This window comes from Vibrio sp. R12-SG2-ISO1 (assembly GCF_059834045.1).
In genome coordinates, this window is the sequence record NZ_JCBDGO010000001.1 from 17880 (window position 1) to 36671 (window position 18792).

Genomic DNA, 18792 nt, shown 5'->3' on the forward strand with positions numbered 1-18792 from the left:
TGTGGTGAATGACGAGTGAACTAGGCGACAACGGGTATGTCGCAAATGGAAATTTCCGTTGTCCACATGTTCCATTGTGATGGGACTATGGTAAGCAGTAGTATTTGTGTCACATTGTACGCACACACCAGAGAGGGCATCATGTCAATCGAGTGGGATATAGGATCATTAGATGAAGTCATTTACGTTCAAAATCAGGTTCCTGAGTTTGAAAGAACCTCAACCAGAGAAGAGCTTGAACAACGTATAAACGATAAGCCCTCATTAGTGTTGATAGCGAAATCAAGAGGTGAAATTGTTGGTTATCAAGTTGGTTATCAAATTGATTCTCGGGAGTTCTATATATGGCTAAGTGGCGTTATTCCAGCATATAGAAGGATGGGTGTAGCAACAACGCTTAGAAAAGCTCAAGAAAACTGGTGTTCGGGAAAAGGCTATACAGCGGTCAGCGTTAAGTCAATGAATCGATATTCGTCCATGCTAAAGATGCTTATTTCAAGTGGTTACAAGATCTCAGGTTATGAGGATAAAGGGTGTTCTGACGAGAGTAAAATTCACTTTTTCAAAGACATAACTTAGGGCTGACAAATGGAATATAGTGCTATTTCTTTACTATCAAAGGCTCAGATAGTTTAGATAGAGCACTAGCTATCTATGCTGAACGAGATCAGGCTTATTTACTCCTGATCTTGAGATGTTGTGCAGCACAAATACACATAAATATTCACAACAGAAATACTCTATAAATTGTCGATAGCTACACTTTTGACTGCACTCAAGAACCGCAGCCATGAGGAAAAATAAGTCAAATGGCGCTTTGGCAAATTGAGTACTTAAACGGTCACAACTCACAATGGGGCATTTCCGAGCCATCCACCAAACACTTCTAATACCACGAGATATTAACGCCACAATCACCTTACAACTAAATCCACCGGCGCACGCTCTGCTTGTAATCAATAAACGCTTGGCCAAAACGTTGCTCTAAGGCGCGCTCTTCGGGTTCGATTTGGAAACGATTCATGTAGAGGACAAAGCCGAATGATAGCAGGATGGAGAGCAAGTTTTGTTGCCAGTAGGCAAAGCCGAACAGCAGAAGGAATAAGCCTAAGTACATCGGGTTGCGCGTGATGCTGTAAATGCCCTTCACGACCATTTGTGATGTTTCGTGGGGCTTTTGTGGGTGAACCGTAGTTTTGGCGCGTTTGAAGGCGATGATGCCTGTGATCCCCACGTAGCCAGCGCAAACAAAACAGATCGCAAACACGGTAAAGCCAAACGGCAGTGGAAAGCGCAACGTTGGGAAGAGCTGAGCGACTTTAGCAATCACAACAAACATCGCGATAAATACCACGACGGGAGGGATCTTAAGTTCGAGCTTTTGCATCTTGGTTCTCCACTGCTTTGTTTTGGGGAGTGTTATTACCCGCCAATATGATAAAAATAGCCCAGATGCGTGTTCTGGGCTATTGATAGCGTGACCTAGGGTGAGATCAGTTTATACGATTTGCAACAGCGCCTGTAACGGGTGCTGAGTCACCTGTGATTCAAAGCGTTTGACCTGACTGCGGCATGAGTAGCCGGTGATCAAACAGCGCTCTTTAGGCAATGCGTCTAAGTTGGGCTTCCAGCTCAGTTGATAAATGTCTTTCGACATGGTGAGCTTATCGACCTCGTGACCAAACGTCCCCGCCATACCACAGCAGCCCACTGGCACGGTATTTAGCTTGGCGCCGAAATGAGTAAAGATGGCGCCCCACTCTTTCTCAGCGTTTGGCATCTTGGTTTTCTCGGTGCAGTGCGCAAACAGATACCACGGTTCGTCATTATTGGCTGAATCACGGGTTGAGTTGTTTACCTCAAACTCTGACAATTTCGGATAGAGCCACTCATGCACGGTCAACACCTCAAAATCGCCGCGCGCCTCACCAAGTACCTCTTTATATTCGTCGCGGTAACAAAGAACCAACGCAGGATCGACGCCGACTAAAGGTACGCCGACATCAGCCACTTGCTCTAAGAAGGCGGCGGTGTTTTTCGCGCTTGAGGCAAACTGCTTCAAAAAGCCTTTGATATGCTGCGCTTTGCCGTTGGGCTTAAACGGCAGCAAAATTGGCGTTTTACCGAGCTTTTGTACCAACTTGGCAAAATCTTCCACAACTTGCGCGTCGTAGTAACTGGTGAATGGGTCTTGCACGATCACGACGTGATTTTGCTTGTCATCCGCAGAGAGCGCTGCAAGTTCTTGAAGATTAAACGGCTTAAGCGCGGATAAGCGCGATTTCAGCGTCGGTGTTGAGAGCAAAGGCGCATCCACATAACCGACGGTGGCTGCCGTCATCTCTTGTACCCACTTTTGGCTAAGTACGCCGTTGACCAACTTAGGCGCTTTTGCCATCAAAGGCAGCATGGTTTCAATGTTCGCCACCAGATAATCTTTCGCTGGACGCTGATAACGTGAGTAGTAGATGTTCAAAAAGCGCGAGCGGAAGCTCGGCACATCGACTTTAATCGGACACTGGCTCGCACACGCTTTACAGGCCAAACAGCCACTCATCGCCTCAAACACCTCGTGAGAGAAATCGTATTCGTGACGCTTGTTGAGTGTATTGCGGACACGGTCGATCATGGTCTTGATGCTTGGCGTGCGCTCTAGCGTCTGCTTTTCCAGGTCGAGCACATCAATGTTTTGCTCACTTAACTGGCGCAACCACTCTCGCACTATCCCTGCACGTCCTTTTGGCGAGTGACGGCGATCGGCAGTGACCTTCATCGACGGGCACATTGGCGAAGCGGTGTCATAGTTAAAACAGAGACCGTTGCCGTTACACTCCATTGCTTGCTTAAAGCTATCTCGCACTTGTACATCGATTTGGCGATCATAGTAGCCGCGTTTGGTATCGGTCACTTTAACCAAAGACTCTTGGCTATCGAGCGGAGTACAAATTTTGCCAGGGTTCATTTTGTTGTGTGGGTCAAAGGCGGCTTTAACACGGCGCAGCTCAGTAAAGAGCTCTTGACCGAAGAACTCCGGACCGTATTCAGAGCGGAAGCCTTTACCATGCTCGCCCCACATAAGACCGCCGTATTTGGCCACAAGCTTCACCACCTCATCGGAGATCTGGTGCATCAGCGCTTCTTGTTTCGGATCGCACAAGTCTAACGCAGGACGCACATGCAGTACCCCCGCATCCACGTGGCCAAACATGCCGTAATTCAGCTGCTTGTCATCCAGCAGTTGGCGAAACTCTGAGATAAAATCGGCCAAGTTTTCTGGTGGCACACACGTATCTTCGGCAAACGCGACCGGCTTTGCGCGTCCTTTCGCCGCGCCGAGCAAACCCACCGCTTTTTTACGCATATTGTAAATACGGCCAATACTCGCCAAATCATCGCACACTTGGTAGCCAATGATCCCGGCTTCACCCGCCGCGAGCATCTCTTCTAGACGGGCGGTTAAGTCACTCACTTGTTGTGCGACTTCCTGCTCATCTTGCCCGGCGAACTCCACCATGTTGATGCCCTGCATCTCTTTGCCCGGCACATCAGCTAACAGATCGCTGACGGTATGCCAAACAATGTCTTCTTTGGCTAAGTTGAGCACTTTAGAGTCCACCGTCTCAACGGAGAGCGCTTTGGCTTCCACCATAAACGGCGCATTGCGCAAGGCGGAATCAAACGTGTCGTATTTTACGTTAACTAGGGTACGCGCTTTAGGAGTTGGCGTGAGATTGAGTTTGGCTTCGGTGATGAAAGCGAGCGAGCCTTCTGCGCCGCACAGCACACGGGTAATATCGAAGGTATCGTTTGCTTCATCAAACGCATTTTTTAAATCGTAACCCGTTAAGAAGCGGTTAAGCGGCGGGAATTTAGCGTTAATCTGCGCGCGTTTGTCGCGGCACACTTGCTCAGTGACCGTTAGCGCTTGATGCGCATACTCGCCCTCTTTCGGTAGCCCATGAGATAAGTCCGACTCAAGAATCGACCCATCGGCAAACACCGCTTGCAATGACAGGACATGATCAGAGGTTTTACCGTATTTGAGTGACCCCTGCCCGGAGGCATCGGTATTGATCATGCCACCCAAGGTTGCGCGGTTACTGGTGGAAAGATCTGGCGAGAAGAAGTAGCCGTATGGGCGCACCGCATCATTGAGCTGATCTTTAATCACGCCGGTTTGCACTCGCACCCACCCCTCTTCTGAGTTGATTTCGAGAATCTTATTCATGTAGCGCGACAAATCGACCACGATGCCTTTCGTCAGCGATTGACCATTAGTTCCGGTACCGCCACCACGCGGTGAAAAGGTGACACGTTCATAGGCGGCTTTGCTGCCGAGTTGACCAATCAGCGCGACATCTTGCGTCGATTTCGGGTGGATAACGGCTTGCGGTAGTTGCTGATAGACGCTGTTGTCTGTGGCGACAGCGAGGCGACTTGAGTATTGGCTTTCGATATCGCCACTGAAGCCGGCGAGTTTTAATTCATCAAGAAAACCGAGGACGACGGGATCGACATCTGGTTGAGAGTGTAATCTTGGTAACATTTGCTTCCTGCCCCTACTGCGCTGATCCTATCAGCATTGGGTTCGATACATTCGGGTTATAATTTGAGTTAGGTCACTTTACAACATTTAAAAGGGTGATCAAAACAGAAATGCAGTGTCAAATTGGAACTTCTCGCAATTCTTTCCCACACTTAGAAATCATGGACTTGATTTAAAGTGCTTTTATGAGCGATTCATCAATGAAGAAAAACAAAATCATCACGACAGAAGACATTCTCCTTAAGTTATGCCAGTCCGTTTCTGGCGTTATGACCTCTGCGACCAGCTCTCAAATTACCTACTCTGCGATGGTGCAGAAAATCACCAAGACCAGCCTAAAACCGGACTTCGGTTGTTTTGTCCTCTTTGATGGTGGTTTTTCGGGGTTGGTGGTGATCAACTTTACGGCCAAAGCCGCGCTTGAGGTATACACCAACTACATGCGCAATATGGGGATGCCGGAAGAAGAGCTCGCCGTCACTCACACCTCCGACGAAGTGGCCGATGTACTGGGTGAGCTGATGAACCAGCTCGTCGGTGCGTTCACCAACCAAGTGCGCAAAGATCTGCAAACCCACATCACACAGAACCAGCCTAAAATGCTGTCACTCAACAAACAGGTGATTCTGTCGGTCGATACCAACCTTGATCGCCCTCAAGCGCGACGTGTGACCTTCTCGACCGAGAAAGGCAACATCTTCTACTTAGAGTTGGCGATGGATAAGACTGAGTTTATTCAGCTCGAAGAATTTGAAAGCCACGACGAAGATGAAACGCCAGACAGCATCCTAGAGAAAGCGCGCCAAGAGATGCAGGACAAAGAGAAAAAATCGGCCGATAAAAATGACGATGCCGATGACATCTTCGCCGAACTAGGTATCTAAATCCGCCAACTTTTCAGCCCAGCGGTTTTTACCCCCTTCAAACGCCATCGACTTTTCGGTGGCGTTTTCCTACATCACCATTTCCGTTTTATGACAGAACACGTTAAAATAGCCGACTTTGTTAAATTAGTTACCCCTTAGCTGTCGATGGATAAACAAAAAGCCCTCAAAAAAATAGCGAAGTGTCTGGAGCTCGGAAACTCAGCCAACGTTAACGAAGCCGCCAATGCCATCAAGATGGCACATCGCTTGATGCTCAAATATGGTCTAGACAAAGACGATATCGAGTTCATCAAGATGGGCAAAACCCAATCGACACACTTACTCCCTGCCAACGTCAGCTCAAATCTGCTGCGCATCATCCGTGGTATCAACACCAAATTCGGCGTTGAGGCAGTGCTGTTGAACCATAAGGGTTTAAAACGCGTGGAGTTTATTGGCGAAGCGGATCGCGCCATCTTCGCCGCGTTCGCTTTTGACATCGTATACCGCGAAATGAACGAACAGACCGGTCGTTTCAGAAACAGTTTTGCAGGCACCGGGACATCTAACGCCGAAGTCACTCGTCGCGTAAACTCGTTTTTGTCTGGATGGGTGGAAGGTGCGCTGGAAAAACTGCCGATCATCTCTCCAGATGAAGAGTCTGCGAAGAAAATCGATGACTACATCGATAAAGAGTTTCAAAACATCGATCGTGAAACCTTCAAGCAGCAGTTACGTGAAGCGATGAAAAACATCACAGAAGATTACGAAGTGGGTCTTAAGAAAGGTCGAACCGTATCGGTCAATCGCCCGCTCAATGGTGGACAAGCGCCAAAACTACTGCGTTAGCCCAAGAGTGCGCTCGCCAAATGCTTGAACGCTAGATTGGCAACAGCATTAAAGAAAAGCGACGGCGCGCACTCACCAACTTGGTTAAGATGCATACACATCTTTGCGCGGCTGAGTATAATCAAAGGTATCACTGGTCAACTTTACCAAACGGACGTTGTTTTTGACTCGATTTGCGGCTTTAGTTTTCCTTATTCTGAGCACCCCACTCTGGGCCAATACGCTTGAAGAGCTTCAGCAGCAAGCCCAAGCGAATAATGTTCACGCTCAGTTCCAACTCGCCAGCACTTACCTTGCACAAGAAAACCCCGATCAACAAACGATCGATGATGCCCTCTATTGGCTCGAAACATCGGCGCAAGGGGGGAATCGTCAAGCTGCGTTTGAATTGGCCAGCTTGTCGCTTGATAATAACAGCGTCAGACCCGACCTAGAAAAAGCGCTCTTCTGGCTTACGAAATTGGCATTGGCCGATGACGCTCAAGCTCAGCTGCAACTTGGCCGAGTCTATGAACAACTGTCAGTACAACCCGACAACCTTGATCTTGCAAAGATGTGGTTTCAACTCGCTGAGCAAAATGCCACTGACCCAAGCTTACAAAGTGACGCCGAAAACGGATACAACCGCGTCTTAGAAGCACAATTTAACGCCAGGAGAGCCAAGCAAGTGGCGGCCATCAGTCAACTAGACGTTGCCTTTGACGATGAATCCATCACCCTCAGCCCTCAAGCCCAAACCATCGACGCCAGCCAAGAGCACGATGGTGTTTTGTTCGGCTTGATGGGTCTTTGCCTGCTAACAAGTGGCCTTTGCATTTGGCTGTGGCGCAAGCAAAGAGGTTTAGTACGCCAGCGCACCGCGACTGAGCAACAAGGCCATGCTCAAACCTCTAAAATGCAAACCAGAGTTAAGGAGCAAGATGCCCTGCTCAAGCAGCAAAAGCGCCAGCTTGAAACTCTCTACCGTGAATTTAAAAAGCTGCAAGGACAGAGCAAGGTTTCTCCCACTCGTCCAACGCAGAGCAAACCTGCGGCGCCTTCACCGGTTCACTTAGCCAGTGCAATGTTTGGCTTTAAGCCCTCACAATTGCCCAGTGAGCGTGAAATCAAAGTACGTTACAAGCAATTGAGTAAGATTTATCACCCGGATCTCAAAGGCAGCGAAGAGGAAATGAAACGTCTTAACGGTGCGCTCAAGCTTCTGATTAAAGAGGTTAACAAATAGTTACATTTGCTCAGCGCATCCTGTTCAAGTTTTCACCAAGCGTTTAAAATTCAGCGTTGCGCAATCGATCTCCATCGCACTTCGATAACAAATCATTAACCTAACCGTGTTCTGTATGTCATAATCCTGCCCGACAATAAACCTGAGCAAGAAAAACAGACTCGGGTAAGATGGGGAGAACGAGATGTTTACGATCGAAGGAGTATGTGACTGGTGTAAAAAGCCTAGCCTACTCACCAAGCATGATTATGTCGATGGCAAGTACCACCACTCTTGCAAAGAGTGTTTTGAATACGCGACACTGGATGTGCGTCAATTCAATCTTGCCGAGCTGCGCCAACGCGAGCGCCTATCACACTCACTGTGATATAGACAGTTGTCAGCACTTCTCTCAAGGACGACAAGCCACTCTCAACGAGTGGCTTTTTAGTCTCTGGTTTTCTACTATTTTGGCGTTTTACCCGTTCTCTGGTGCATCGGCTTGACACTCAGGTCGTGCGCGAGCGAACGCCGCCAACTTACCAAGTGACGCCGTCACATCCGCAATATTGGGATAGCGCCGCATATCAAGGTCGAAGCGCTGTGCGTTATAGACCTGGGGCACCAAGCAGACGTCCACTAAGGTCACTTCATCCCCGACACAGTAGCAGCCGCGACGCTCGCTAATACGTGACTCAAGCGCCTCAAACGCGACTTCAATCCAGTGTCGGTACCACTGCTGTTTTTGCTCTTCGCTGACGTGCAATGTCGAAGTGAGGTACTGGAGCACGCGCAAGTTATTGATGGGATGAAGATCCGCGGCAATATCCAAAGCCAAGGCTTTGACCCAATAGCGCTCGTCACCTGACGGAGGAATCAGTCTTGAGTGTGGATAGGTTTCATCAAGATACTCAATAATCGCCAGTGACTGGTGAATGCGCCTATCACCCTCCACCAGCACAGGGACTGACTTCGCAGGATTGATCGCTTGATAAGCCTCGCTGTGCTGCTCTCCACCCTCTTTGACCAGATGAATCGGGCGTGATTGATAGCTCAAGCCTTTCAGGTTGAGTGCAATTCGGACTCGATACGCCGCAGAGGAACGCCAGTAATCGTAAAGAATCCGCTCACTCATAGCGCACAACCTGTTGATCAATAGCGCCAAAGATCGATGCGCCCTGCTCATCGAGCATCTCTATTTTGATGCGATCGCCAAAACGCATAAAAGACGTGGCAGGCTGACCATCGCGGATAGTTTCAATCATTCGCAGCTCAGCAATGCAGGAATAGCCAACACCTCCCTCCAGAATAGATGTGCCGTAATCCGTGCCTTGCTTGTTGGAAACGGTGCCTGAGCCAATAATGGTTCCGGCGCCTAGTGGGCGTGTTGCTGCAGCGTGCGCGATAAGCTCTGGGAACTCAAAGGTCATGTCCACACCAGCGTTAGGGCAGCCAAACGGTTCGTTATTGAAGTGGCTTAGCAGCGGCAACGCCACCTTTGCGCCATCCCACGCGTCCCCTAGCTCATCCGGGGTGACCGCGACCGGAGAAAACACCGACGACGGTTTGGATTGAAAAAAGCCAAAACCTTTTGCCAACTCATTGGGGATTAACCCGCGCAACGAGACATCATTGACCAACATTAACAACCGAATTGAAGATTTGGCCTCCTCAGCGCTGACGCCCATCGGCACATCACCAGTGATGACGGCCACTTCCCCTTCAAAGTCGATACCCCAAGCTTCATCCGCCAGTGGGATGTCATCAGTTGGACCAATAAAGTGATCCGACCCACCTTGATACATCAGTGGATCGGTCCAAAAACTGGGCGGCATCTCCGCGCCGCGTGCTTTGCGCACCAGTTCGACGTGGTTGACGTACGCAGAGCCGTCGGCCCATTGATACGCACGTGGCAAAGGAGACTCACACTGCTCAGCCGAAAATGCCAGCGAATCTTTGGCTTCGCCTAGGTTCAAACGTTGATATTGAGTCTCAAGCTGCGTCGCCACGCTGGACCAATCATCAAGCGCAGCTTGCAAGGTCGGCGCAATGTCTGAGACATCCAAATAACGGCTTAAATCCTTGCTAACCACAACAAGGCGACCATCGCGTGTTCCATTTTTCAAACTGGCGAGCTTCATACTTCCTCCTTGCCCGAGGGCTGACGCCAACTGTAGACATAATCAATATTCTCCACCTCACTCGCCGCTTGACCGATGTCGAGCGCATATCGGGTATCGATCATGACCGCTACTTCGTCGGTGAAGGTTTTCTTATGGGCTTGACCGGCCTGAAACGCCTTGGGGTGTGGCCCGTGAGTAAACCCTGCGGGGTGAAAGGTCACCATGCCGGCTTCGATGTTGTCACGACTAAAAAAATCTCCGGCGTGGTAGAACAGCACTTCGTCATAGTCATCATTGTTATGAAAAAACGGTACTTTCAACGCACCGGGATCGCTTTCAATTGGGCGCGGCACGAACGTACAGACGACAAATCCCTCACCGACAAAGGTGGTATGCGCCGATGGCGGCAGGTGATAACGATGTGACATCAATGGCCGAATATCACGCCAGTTGACTCGCACCACGGATAAGTCACCATGCCAACCAATCGCATCCAAAGGATTAAACGGATAGGTCACCACACTCACCTGTTCGTGGCGTTTGATGTGTACCTCTGTGGTTTGCTCTGAATACTGCGCTTTAAACGCCTCATCAATACTGGGCACATCGAGCACCGCTGGATCAAATACCGCGTGATTGCCGACCATGCCTTTCTCAGGCAGCGAATAGGCGGCATCGCTGTTTTCAATCATCAACACAAACATGGGTTCTGAGATCTCTAGGCGCCAAGACGTCGAGCGTGGAATCATCACGTAATCCCCTTCACGCACCGACAAGTGACCGTAGTCGCAATAGAGCTCCCCACTGCCTTGGTGAATAAACAGCAGATCGTCACCATCGGCGTTGCGCACCAAATGACGCATCGACTGCTCGCAGCGCCACACTCGAACCTTACAATGGCGATTGTGTAACAACTTCGGCACTTGCCAAGGGGAGGCCTGACGCGCGCTGTCTACCTGATTAAAGTTGAACGCGCGTGGCTTAAGATCCCCTTGCCACTCACTCCATCCCGTCGGCGCGTGTCGATGATGAAAGTGACTGGCAGGACCGAAAAATCCACTGCGACCGGCCTCTCGCTCAAAAATGGCCTCTTCAGGAAAATCCGCATGGGCTTGCTTAGAACAGACGCCCTCCCGATGCGGAAAGGTGATCCATTTACGCATCACTCAGTACCCCGCGACGAATTTGATCTTCTTCGATGGATTCAAACAGCGCCTTGAAATTACCTTCACCGAATCCTTCATTACCTTTACGTTGAATGATTTCAAAAAACACCGGGCCAATCACCGTTTGGGTGAAAATTTGCAGCAGTATGCCGTCTTTCATCGGCGCGCCATCGATAAGAATTTGCAGCTCACGCAGGCGTGCGAGATCCTCACTGTGCCCCTCGACACGCTGATTCACTTTTTCATAATAGGTATCAGGGGTAGGCATAAAGTCCATGCCGCGATCGCGCAGAGTCTGCACCGTTTGGTAGATGTCGTTGGTGCTCAGGGCAATGTGTTGAATGCCTTCGCCGTTGTACTCACGAATAAACTCTTCAATCTGCGATTTGTCGTCAGACGATTCGTTGATTGGGATACGAATCTTGCCACACGGCGCGGTCATCGCTCGGCTCACAAGACCGGTCAGCTTGCCTTCAATATCAAAGTAACGAATCTCTTTAAAGTTACCGATCCGTTCGTAAAATCCAGCCCAGGTGTCCATGTTGCCCTGCTTGACGTTGTGCGTGAGGTGATCGATTTCAAACAGCCCAACATCCATAGTGTTCATGCGCTCGTCAGCATCGGCATAGAATCGGAAATCCACATCATAGATACTGCCGTCTTGGTAGCGGTCAACGAAGTAGAGCAAGCTATCACCGATGCCGTACACCGCCGGAATGGATAGCTCCATAGGACCAATTTCCGTGACATAGCGCTTGGCGCCGTTGTTTAACGCATTCTCAAGTGCCTTGGCAGCATCTTTGACTCGAAACGCCATGCCGCAAACCGAAGGGCCATGTAGGCGCGAGAACTGCTCAGCTTGACTGTGCGGCTCCGCGTTGACGATAAAATTGACGTCTCCTTGACGATACAACCACGCCTCTTTTGAGCGATGCTTTGCTATCTCTGCAAAGCCGAGTGACGCAAACAGCGCTTTCAGATCTTGAATGCCCTTGTCATCAGCAGCGGTATATTCAACAAATTCAAATCCGTCTGTGCCTAACGGGTTTAGTGCCCTATTCATGGTGTTATCCTCACCTGTTGTTGATCTCTATCGCCTTTAAATTCGCCTATTGATACGATTAATGAAATATCGATGCGCGATTTGGCATCCATTCAAAAAACCACCTCGAAATGTAAAATAAATGTAACACCACAATGAAATCACCATAAACACATGATTTAACTATCCCAAACCCGCCCAAGGGCAGTAACAATTATTTTACAATTGCTCTTGTGTGATGAATTCCCTTAAGAAGTGGCGAACTCCTCGCCACTTAAGTCAAGATTGAGTCAAATCCACCTTCGATTTGATTTGGCGCAGCGTCATGGCGCTCGCTCTCATTAGGCTAACCGCATCTATCCCCCTCACCACAACCCATGAGGTAGACCATGAGTCACATCAACCCATCACGCTTGGTCGAGCATTTTATTGAGCTTGTTAAAATCGACTGTGAGACAGGCAATGAAAAACAGATTTCTGAACACCTAGCACAGCAGCTCGGCGAGCTCGGTTTCACCGTACACAAACTGCCCGTCCCTGCTCATATCTCTAACGGTCATAACCTGTATGCGAAATTGGAAGGCAGCCTAGCAGGTAGCATCGCGTTCAGCTGTCATATGGACACCGTCACGCCAGGCATCGGTATTGAACCTGTGATTGAAAACGGCATTATTCGCTCTAAAGGAGAGACCATCCTAGGTGGCGACGACAAATCGGGCATTGCCGCTATCATGGAAGCGGTACGCGTGCTAAAAGAGCACAATCAAGCGCACAAAACCATTGAGCTTGCTTTCACCGTGCATGAAGAAGGTGGTCTATTTGGCTCTGAGCATTTTGATATGAGCTTTATCGAGTCCAACCACGCCATCGTACTTGATACCGGCGGCCCGATTGGCACCATTGTCAATGCCGCCCCGGGCCAACAGAAAATCGTCGCGAAATTTATCGGCCGCCCAGCACACGCAGGTCTAGCGCCAGAAGAAGGCATCAGCGCCATTCAAGTTGCCGCAGAGGCGATCACGCAAATGAAGCTGCTGCGCATTGATGAAGAGACCACCGCCAACATCGGTATTGTCGAAGGGGGCAACGCCACCAATATTGTGATGCCTGAACTGACGGTAGTGGCAGAAGCGCGCTCGCTCAATGGCGACAAACTCGACGCGCAAGTTGAGCATATGATTGAGACTTTCCAGCGCGCCGCTGACGCCTACGGCGCACAGGTTGAGATTGAATCGACGCGTGCTTACAACGCCTTTGTCATAGACGAAGAATCACCATTGATTCAATCGGTTAAAGCCTCTTTTGACGCGATTGGCGCACAGCCATTCACCAAAGGCACCGGTGGTGGCAGTGATGCCAACAACTTTAACGCCAAAGGGCTAACGACCGTGAACATCTCAACGGGTATGGCAAAAGTGCACACGACAGAAGAGTACATCGCCATTGATGACATGGTGAAAGTGACCGAGTTTGTTCAGCACTACGTAACTCAAGCGTAAACGAGCTAACAGCACAAACAAGCCCATCTGTTTTCTACAAGTAACGAAGCGGATGGGCTTTATCTCAATGTGATGTCGCGAAAATGCGGATTCTCCACCAGCACTGACAACTGTTTGATCTCATCGAGCACCACCACACGCTCTTGTTGATGGATGCTAAGCAGAATGGCCTCGCGCCTGCTCTCATCTCGGCACGTATCCAGCGCAATCCCTTCCATCTCGGTGCCATCTTTGAGTGTCAAACGCACGGGATAACGGTAGAGGCAGACAATCTCAATATAGTCATAGTCACTGCAACGTATCATGCATCACTCCTTATCGAAACTGTCGACCACGATGGCACCCATCGAGGCTGGCATAGTGATCACCACCACGCGCTTAAATGAGGTGATGGGGTCTTCCATCAGGGGCAACTTATCCAGACAGACCAGCACTAAGGCGACCACACACGCCGCAATCAAATACGCCGCGACGATGCGCGCAACAAACTCCCATTTGCGCGTCTGAACGTTACTTTGGAATACACTTTGATAGGTAAACAGGGTTAAAAACACCACCGAGAGCGAAAACAGGAGAAACAAATTGAGCGGTGGTAAGGTTTCACCCAAGCGCCACGCCTCTTCAGAGAACGAAATCGGCACAGCAAGCGCAAAGGCGCCGACAAATATCTGACTCGCATCTTCGAAATTAAAGCTATATTTCATTCACTTATCCTGCAGAATTTTCTATCAAGCTTAGTTGATAAGGCGAGGACGATAAAGCGCTAGAGCCGTTATCGTCACGACAAAATGATTTCGTGGAAGTTTTCCCAATATCGTGGTCAGTTGTGGCTAGAATGGCGCAACTTTTCTATTCGGATAGCCTCCATGAGTCTACTTGAAAACCTCTCCATTATCATGGCGCTGATCTTAACCAGTTGCTTTTTCTCCATGTCAGAAATCTCGTTGGCTGCGGCGCGCAAAATTCGTCTGCGCCAACTCGCAGACGATGGTGATCACCGCGCGACCTTAGTCCTCGGGCTACAAACCCATCCGGGTAACTTTTTTACCGTAGTGCAAATTGGCCTCAATGCCGTGGCTATCATGGGCGGTATCGTCGGTGAATCGGCGTTTACCCCGTATATCGCCGCTATGTTGAGCCACTGGGTGCCTGCTGCGTGGATCGCTCAGGCCAGCTTTGTGCTCTCTTTTACCTTGGTCACTAGCCTGTTTATTTTGTTCGCCGATCTGATGCCTAAGCGCATTGCGATGGCGATGCCTGAAACCGTCGCGCTGGCCCTCGTCAAACCACTCTTGGTGTGCATTCTGATCCTCAAACCCATCGTATTGGTGTTTAACGGTTTGGCGACGCTGATTTTTCGCCTATTGCGCGTCCCTGCCGAACGCAATGATGACATCACCAGTGATGACATCTATGCCGTAATGGATGCAGGAGCCGAAGCAGGCGTCCTCGATACGAACGAGCAGCAAATGATGGAAAGCGTGTTTCAGATGCAATCGATCCCCGTTACGTCTGCCATGACGCCGCGTGAAGACATTGCGTTTCTCTCACTTGATGACGATGAAACCATGCTTAAGCGCAAGATCGCCGACAACCCGCATCACAAATTTTTAGTCTGTGATGGCCAACTCGATGCAATTAAAGGCTTTGTCAATTCAACCGAACTGTTGATCCGCCTCATCAATGAGCAAACGTTGGATCTAAAAAGCAGCAGCGTGGTGCAAACCTGCCCCATCATCCCTGACACCTTGAGCCTATCGGAAGCGTTGGAATACTTTAAATCCAATCGCGTCGACTTCTCTGTGGTGATGAACGAATACGCCTTGGTCATGGGCGTTGTGACTTTCAATGATTTGCAAAGTGCCGTGATGGGCAGTTGGGTGTTAGCCGAAGGCGAAGAGCAAATTGTCGCCCGTGACGAGCACTCTTGGCTGGTCGATGGGGTCACGCCGATCACCGATGTGATGCGTACACTGCAAATTGACGAGCTGCCCCATTCACAAAACTACGAAACCATCGCCGGCTTTATGATGTTTATGTTAAAGAAAATTCCGCGACGCACTGATTCGGTCACCTACTCTGGCTACAAATTTGAGGTGGTCGACATCGATGACCATAAAGTAGACCAATTGCTGGTCACTCGAGTGGAACAAAAAGACGACGATCAATAACGCACCAACCTTTACCAAGACTCCTCTTGAAAACGGGCGGACCTCGCTTGAGCGAGTGTGCAGTCCGTTTTCTCCATCAATTCCGTTAAGGTGATATTGGGGTTACCGGCGATAAGCTGAGCAAGCTGGATGTTGAGTGGCAACGGCGCAGGGGCACGCGCGGCAACTCGCGCATTGATGAGCGTGTCAATTTTTTGCCTAACGTAGGCATAATCTTCGCAGCTATCTTCTCGGCTAAGCAATTCATGACAGAGTGCATTGAGCGCCCCCTCTTCCCCCACCAACTGCCAGTGGCGTGAACGCCTGACACGGCTCAACACACAGTGGTGCTGCTGCGCGAGTCGTTTGAGGCTTTGACACTTCTCTCTGCCCAGTTTTTGCACCAATGAGGGCAGTGCGAGTGTCACAAGGTCAGCTTGAAGAGTCATAACAGAGATCAGTGGGCGTTGGATTGGATCACTTTATCGTAAAAGGCCTTTGCGTCCAGCGGTTTTGAGAAAAAGTAGCCTTGATACTCATCACACCCTTCATTAAACAGGAGAGATAATTGCTCAGAGGTCTCAACACCTTCTGCCACGACCGATTTACCTAGGTTTTGCCCCATCTGAATAATGGTTCGCACCAACATGTGATCGGTGATGTCAGTGGTGCAATCATCAACAAATGACTTATCGATTTTAAGGACATCAATGGGCAAGCGCTTCAAGTAGTTGAGCGACGAGTATTCAATCCCGAAGTCATCAATGGCCACCGACATCCCTCGCTCTCGCAGGCGTTCACACGCTTCCACCACATATTCGGGCTCTCTCATTAAGGTCGATTCTGTGATTTCAATTTGTAGCGCCTCTCCAGGTAACTGGGCGTTATCGAGCGCATCGATGATAAAACTGGCAACGTCATCATGGGCAAACTGAACGGTAGAGACATTAATCGACACAAGGATCGGTAGCCCAGAGTCATGCCAAGCTTTCACCTGCTTAATGCTTTGCGTAATCACCCAACGGCCAAGAGGCACGATAAACCCAGTTCGCTCTGCAATCGGAATAAATTCGAACGGCGAAATCATACCAAGTTGGGGGTGAGACCAACGAATCAGCGCCTCGGCCCCGACCACGCGATCGCTGACCATAGAGACCTTAGGCTGATAATGCAGCACGAAATGGCCCAATTGCAGGCTCTGCTTCATCTCCGACTCTAACTGATGCTGACGAATCGTCTCATCGAGCAGTTGGTCATCATACCAAACAACGGAGCCGGGCCCTTGGGATAGCGCGCGATAAAGAGCCAAATTCGCATTTTTCCCCCACAGACTCACCACACCATTCGCGTGCTTGGCCAACGCAACCCCCACACAAAAATTCAGCCGATAGGTCGTGTCACCGACCACAAACAGCTTGCTGTGTTTGGTAAGAATGGTGTCTAGCACCGATTGCAGCTTGCGCTCTACATGGACATTTTCCACCAACACGACAAATTCATCGCCCGCAATACGATACATTTGGGCTTGGTTTTCTATTAATCCACTGATGTGGCTGGCGAAAGATTGCAGCAGCTCATCACCATTGCGATAGCCCAATTTGTCATTGACGCTTTTAAAATTGTGCAGACCAATCTGCAATACCCCAAAACAGTGTGCATTACTCTCGTTCATGGCCGATACCGCCGCATAGAAGGCATTAATATTGGGCAGCTTGGTCAAGTAATCCGTGAAGCTGTCTTTTTTAAAGGCCAGCGCTTGTTGTTGGGTTTTCTTGATGTAATACGTCATCAGGGTCGCGAAGACGGTGATCGCGCCCACTTCTATGGCGTCTTCGATAAACTCGTCAAAGTCATCAGGCTCTAGGCTGTGAAGATAGCTGACAATCAGTAATGCCGCGATAGCCAGAGGCCAAAACGACCCGGGGAATAGGATAATGAAACAGAGTGGAAGTAAAATGAAGCTCTCTTCGATGGCATCCATCTCTAACGGCTCAATCAGCCCACCGATAAAAATCAGGCTCGCCGCTAACAGCGCGCAGATACGTCTACGCTGCTCAGATTGAGTGAACAAAGCATAAATCATTAAGAGGGGAAAGAGTAAATACGCTGCTCTGCCCATCTCGTGTTCGAGCAGCAGGGTGCGAGAAATCAGGGCAATAGAGAGAACATAAGCCACCTTAATCGCAATTCCGATCGACCGATTGAATGAATTCTCTTGCACTGCCATCCCTAATCCGTGGGTGATTTAAAATTTATAGCGACTTTGTTGCATAATTTCCACACTTTTTCGTCAATCCAATACCTTTGTCGAACAAGCAGATACAAAAAAGAGGAAGGGGTTCACCGCTTCCTCTTTACATGAATGTAGGGATAACTTTACAGCCCGAGCTGTTCTGCCATCGCTTTCATCTCTTCAAGATCCATTTGATGGACACGAATCATCTGGTTGATTTGGCTCAAACGAGAATTGGCGGCATCTTGTTTGTCGCACGCATCCGATTTCGCTTCCCAAGAGGTGCCTTCTAGAAAGGTGTCACACGCTTTCTTCAGTGAGGCCAACTTGGGCTCCAACTCGTCGCGCTCTTTTTGCAATGCGGCTAATTCTTGTTTGACTCTCAGTTCTTGTTGGAAGAGCTCACGCGAACGCTCAAACATGGTCGCCTGCATATCGGCTTGGCGATTAAGCTGCGCATTTTCACCCGCAACATCCGCTAACTGTGATTTCTGCTCGCCGACTTGCTGCTCTAGGGACAGGTTAACCTTTTCCAGCTCCGCCACTTGCGATTCGAGCTGAGCGATTGATGCCTCGTACTGCGCTTTTTGCTCTTCAATCGCTTGTTCCAGCTTTTGCTGCACTTCAACGTCAACGTTGGCGACTTTTTCTTCCACCGTCACCACGAGCTGTTTTTTGTCTGACACAAGCGTTTGATACTGTGATTCCAACGCGTGGTATGTCTGTTGCCACTTTGACGCCGTCACGCTCGAGCCAATTAATGCTCCCAGTGCGATACCCAATACGCCGGCAATCGCAATATAGAGGTAGGTTCGCTTGTCGCGTTGCTCGATAACGACCACATCATCATTATCTACGTCTGTCTGTTTATTCACGTATGACTCCTGCTCCACTAGCGAATCAACTCAGTGATCACGAGTGTCACGGTATAAATTAAAAACCCTGAAATCAACGTCACCACCACTGCTTTTTGCAGTTTTTCGCTCGTGCGATAGCGGATCAACACAAATGCCAATGCGACCAAAAAGGCAATCGCTAACAATCTTGTCATAGCCTCTCCTTAGCTGTACCCACATGCTTGGGGGCAACTTGATAACCTTTTCATTTATACCAT

The 18792-nt window shown here is 49.5% G+C and carries 19 protein-coding genes; 7 read left to right on the plus strand and 12 right to left on the minus strand.

Features of this window, described 5'->3' with window-relative positions:
* Positions 1–141: 141 nt before the first annotated feature.
* Positions 142–579: a GNAT family N-acetyltransferase gene (locus tag AC6R10_RS00085; RefSeq protein WP_500671118.1), complete on the plus strand. Its 438-nt coding sequence runs from the start codon at positions 142–144 to the stop codon at positions 577–579.
* Positions 580–925: 346 nt separating this feature from the next.
* Here the strand turns inward: AC6R10_RS00085 and AC6R10_RS00090 are convergent, their stop codons facing one another.
* A complete protein-coding gene (locus AC6R10_RS00090) occupies positions 926–1387 on the minus strand; it encodes a methyltransferase family protein (protein WP_500671119.1) in 462 nt (153 codons plus the stop codon).
* Between the two features lie 111 nt (positions 1388–1498).
* Complete coding sequence (gene ydiJ, locus AC6R10_RS00095) at positions 1499–4546, minus strand: D-2-hydroxyglutarate dehydrogenase YdiJ (protein ID WP_500671120.1); 3048 nt, start codon at positions 4544–4546, stop codon at positions 1499–1501.
* A gap of 200 nt (positions 4547–4746) precedes the next feature.
* On the opposite strand from ydiJ, the gene AC6R10_RS00100 reads away from it, so the two are divergent.
* The 4 genes from AC6R10_RS00100 (at position 4747) to AC6R10_RS00115 (ending at position 7853) form a co-directional block, all read left to right on the plus strand.
* Positions 4747–5430 (plus strand): DUF3334 family protein, encoded by a 684-nt coding sequence (locus AC6R10_RS00100; protein ID WP_334551461.1) that lies wholly within the window; start codon positions 4747–4749, stop codon positions 5428–5430.
* A gap of 147 nt (positions 5431–5577) precedes the next feature.
* Positions 5578–6261: a DUF2786 domain-containing protein gene (locus AC6R10_RS00105; RefSeq protein ID WP_500671121.1), complete on the plus strand. Its 684-nt coding sequence runs from the start codon at positions 5578–5580 to the stop codon at positions 6259–6261.
* Between the two features lie 163 nt (positions 6262–6424).
* A complete protein-coding gene (locus tag AC6R10_RS00110; protein WP_500671122.1) occupies positions 6425–7486 on the plus strand; it encodes a tetratricopeptide repeat protein in 1062 nt (353 codons plus the stop codon).
* Between the two features lie 184 nt (positions 7487–7670).
* Positions 7671–7853, plus strand: a complete 183-nt coding sequence (locus AC6R10_RS00115; protein ID WP_334550546.1) for a hypothetical protein — start codon at positions 7671–7673, stop codon at positions 7851–7853.
* Positions 7854–7943: 90 nt separating this feature from the next.
* Here AC6R10_RS00115 and maiA read toward each other — a convergent pair whose 3' ends face one another.
* The 4 genes from maiA to hppD are packed head-to-tail and all read right to left on the minus strand — an operon-like array spanning position 7944 to position 11817.
* On the minus strand, positions 7944–8600 hold the full coding sequence (gene maiA / locus AC6R10_RS00120) for a maleylacetoacetate isomerase (protein WP_500671123.1): 657 nt from the start codon (positions 8598–8600) through the stop codon (positions 7944–7946).
* Positions 8593–9606 carry a fumarylacetoacetate hydrolase family protein gene (locus AC6R10_RS00125; protein WP_500671124.1) on the minus strand — a complete coding sequence of 338 codons (1014 nt, stop codon included), beginning with the start codon at positions 9604–9606 and terminating at the stop codon, positions 8593–8595. The genes maiA and AC6R10_RS00125 overlap by 8 nt, the downstream gene beginning before the upstream one ends.
* Positions 9603–10751 (minus strand): homogentisate 1,2-dioxygenase, encoded by a 1149-nt coding sequence (locus AC6R10_RS00130; RefSeq protein WP_500671125.1) that lies wholly within the window; start codon positions 10749–10751, stop codon positions 9603–9605. Before AC6R10_RS00130 ends, AC6R10_RS00125 begins: the two co-directional genes overlap by 4 nt.
* On the minus strand, positions 10744–11817 hold the full coding sequence (gene hppD, locus AC6R10_RS00135; protein WP_500671126.1) for a 4-hydroxyphenylpyruvate dioxygenase: 1074 nt from the start codon (positions 11815–11817) through the stop codon (positions 10744–10746). Before hppD ends, AC6R10_RS00130 begins: the two co-directional genes overlap by 8 nt.
* A gap of 368 nt (positions 11818–12185) precedes the next feature.
* Between hppD and AC6R10_RS00140 the strand changes: the two genes are divergently transcribed.
* The gene (locus AC6R10_RS00140) at positions 12186–13295 is read left to right on the plus strand and encodes a M20/M25/M40 family metallo-hydrolase (protein ID WP_500671127.1); all 1110 of its coding nucleotides are present in this window, start codon (positions 12186–12188) and stop codon (positions 13293–13295) included.
* Positions 13296–13354: 59 nt separating this feature from the next.
* Here the strand turns inward: AC6R10_RS00140 and AC6R10_RS00145 are convergent, their stop codons facing one another.
* Both AC6R10_RS00145 and AC6R10_RS00150 read right to left on the minus strand, forming a co-directional pair.
* On the minus strand, positions 13355–13600 hold the full coding sequence (locus tag AC6R10_RS00145) for a Rho-binding antiterminator (protein WP_500671128.1): 246 nt from the start codon (positions 13598–13600) through the stop codon (positions 13355–13357).
* 3 nt (positions 13601–13603) lie between these two features.
* The gene (locus AC6R10_RS00150; protein ID WP_334550553.1) at positions 13604–13999 is read right to left on the minus strand and encodes a DUF2391 family protein; all 396 of its coding nucleotides are present in this window, start codon (positions 13997–13999) and stop codon (positions 13604–13606) included.
* Between the two features lie 162 nt (positions 14000–14161).
* Here AC6R10_RS00150 and paeA point away from each other — a divergent pair, with 162 nt between their 5' ends.
* The gene (gene paeA, locus AC6R10_RS00155; RefSeq protein ID WP_500671129.1) at positions 14162–15466 is read left to right on the plus strand and encodes a polyamine export protein PaeA; all 1305 of its coding nucleotides are present in this window, start codon (positions 14162–14164) and stop codon (positions 15464–15466) included.
* An 11-nt stretch (positions 15467–15477) separates the two neighbouring features.
* Here paeA and AC6R10_RS00160 read toward each other — a convergent pair whose 3' ends face one another.
* The 4 genes from AC6R10_RS00160 to AC6R10_RS00175 all read right to left on the minus strand — a co-directional run bounded on the left by AC6R10_RS00160 (position 15478) and on the right by AC6R10_RS00175 (position 18729).
* Positions 15478–15894 (minus strand): ribosome recycling factor family protein, encoded by a 417-nt coding sequence (locus tag AC6R10_RS00160; protein WP_500671130.1) that lies wholly within the window; start codon positions 15892–15894, stop codon positions 15478–15480.
* Between the two features lie 8 nt (positions 15895–15902).
* Positions 15903–17672 (minus strand): putative bifunctional diguanylate cyclase/phosphodiesterase, encoded by a 1770-nt coding sequence (locus tag AC6R10_RS00165; RefSeq protein ID WP_500671131.1) that lies wholly within the window; start codon positions 17670–17672, stop codon positions 15903–15905.
* A gap of 149 nt (positions 17673–17821) precedes the next feature.
* Positions 17822–18553: a chromosome partitioning protein ParA gene (locus tag AC6R10_RS00170; RefSeq protein WP_334550558.1), complete on the minus strand. Its 732-nt coding sequence runs from the start codon at positions 18551–18553 to the stop codon at positions 17822–17824.
* 17 nt (positions 18554–18570) lie between these two features.
* Positions 18571–18729, minus strand: a complete 159-nt coding sequence (locus AC6R10_RS00175) for a hypothetical protein (RefSeq protein ID WP_487902409.1) — start codon at positions 18727–18729, stop codon at positions 18571–18573.
* Positions 18730–18792: the final 63 nt, after the last annotated feature.

Coding starts and splice junctions, on each gene's coding strand:
- AC6R10_RS00130 (WP_500671125.1), bottom strand. CDS start 10,751: ATGCGTAAATGGATCACCTTTCCGCATCGGGAGGGCGTCTGTTCTAAG.
- AC6R10_RS00140 (WP_500671127.1), top strand. CDS start 12,186: ATGAGTCACATCAACCCATCACGCTTGGTCGAGCATTTTATTGAGCTT.
- AC6R10_RS00145 (WP_500671128.1), bottom strand. CDS start 13,600: ATGATACGTTGCAGTGACTATGACTATATTGAGATTGTCTGCCTCTAC.
- AC6R10_RS00115 (WP_334550546.1), top strand. CDS start 7,671: ATGTTTACGATCGAAGGAGTATGTGACTGGTGTAAAAAGCCTAGCCTA.
- hppD (WP_500671126.1), bottom strand. CDS start 11,817: ATGAATAGGGCACTAAACCCGTTAGGCACAGACGGATTTGAATTTGTT.
- paeA (WP_500671129.1), top strand. CDS start 14,162: ATGAGTCTACTTGAAAACCTCTCCATTATCATGGCGCTGATCTTAACC.
- AC6R10_RS00150 (WP_334550553.1), bottom strand. CDS start 13,999: ATGAAATATAGCTTTAATTTCGAAGATGCGAGTCAGATATTTGTCGGC.
- AC6R10_RS00125 (WP_500671124.1), bottom strand. CDS start 9,606: ATGAAGCTCGCCAGTTTGAAAAATGGAACACGCGATGGTCGCCTTGTT.
- AC6R10_RS00160 (WP_500671130.1), bottom strand. CDS start 15,894: ATGACTCTTCAAGCTGACCTTGTGACACTCGCACTGCCCTCATTGGTG.
- AC6R10_RS00090 (WP_500671119.1), bottom strand. CDS start 1,387: ATGCAAAAGCTCGAACTTAAGATCCCTCCCGTCGTGGTATTTATCGCG.
- AC6R10_RS00105 (WP_500671121.1), top strand. CDS start 5,578: ATGGATAAACAAAAAGCCCTCAAAAAAATAGCGAAGTGTCTGGAGCTC.
- AC6R10_RS00100 (WP_334551461.1), top strand. CDS start 4,747: ATGAAGAAAAACAAAATCATCACGACAGAAGACATTCTCCTTAAGTTA.
- AC6R10_RS00165 (WP_500671131.1), bottom strand. CDS start 17,672: ATGGCAGTGCAAGAGAATTCATTCAATCGGTCGATCGGAATTGCGATT.
- maiA (WP_500671123.1), bottom strand. CDS start 8,600: ATGAGTGAGCGGATTCTTTACGATTACTGGCGTTCCTCTGCGGCGTAT.
- ydiJ (WP_500671120.1), bottom strand. CDS start 4,546: ATGTTACCAAGATTACACTCTCAACCAGATGTCGATCCCGTCGTCCTC.
- AC6R10_RS00175 (WP_487902409.1), bottom strand. CDS start 18,729: ATGACAAGATTGTTAGCGATTGCCTTTTTGGTCGCATTGGCATTTGTG.
- AC6R10_RS00085 (WP_500671118.1), top strand. CDS start 142: ATGTCAATCGAGTGGGATATAGGATCATTAGATGAAGTCATTTACGTT.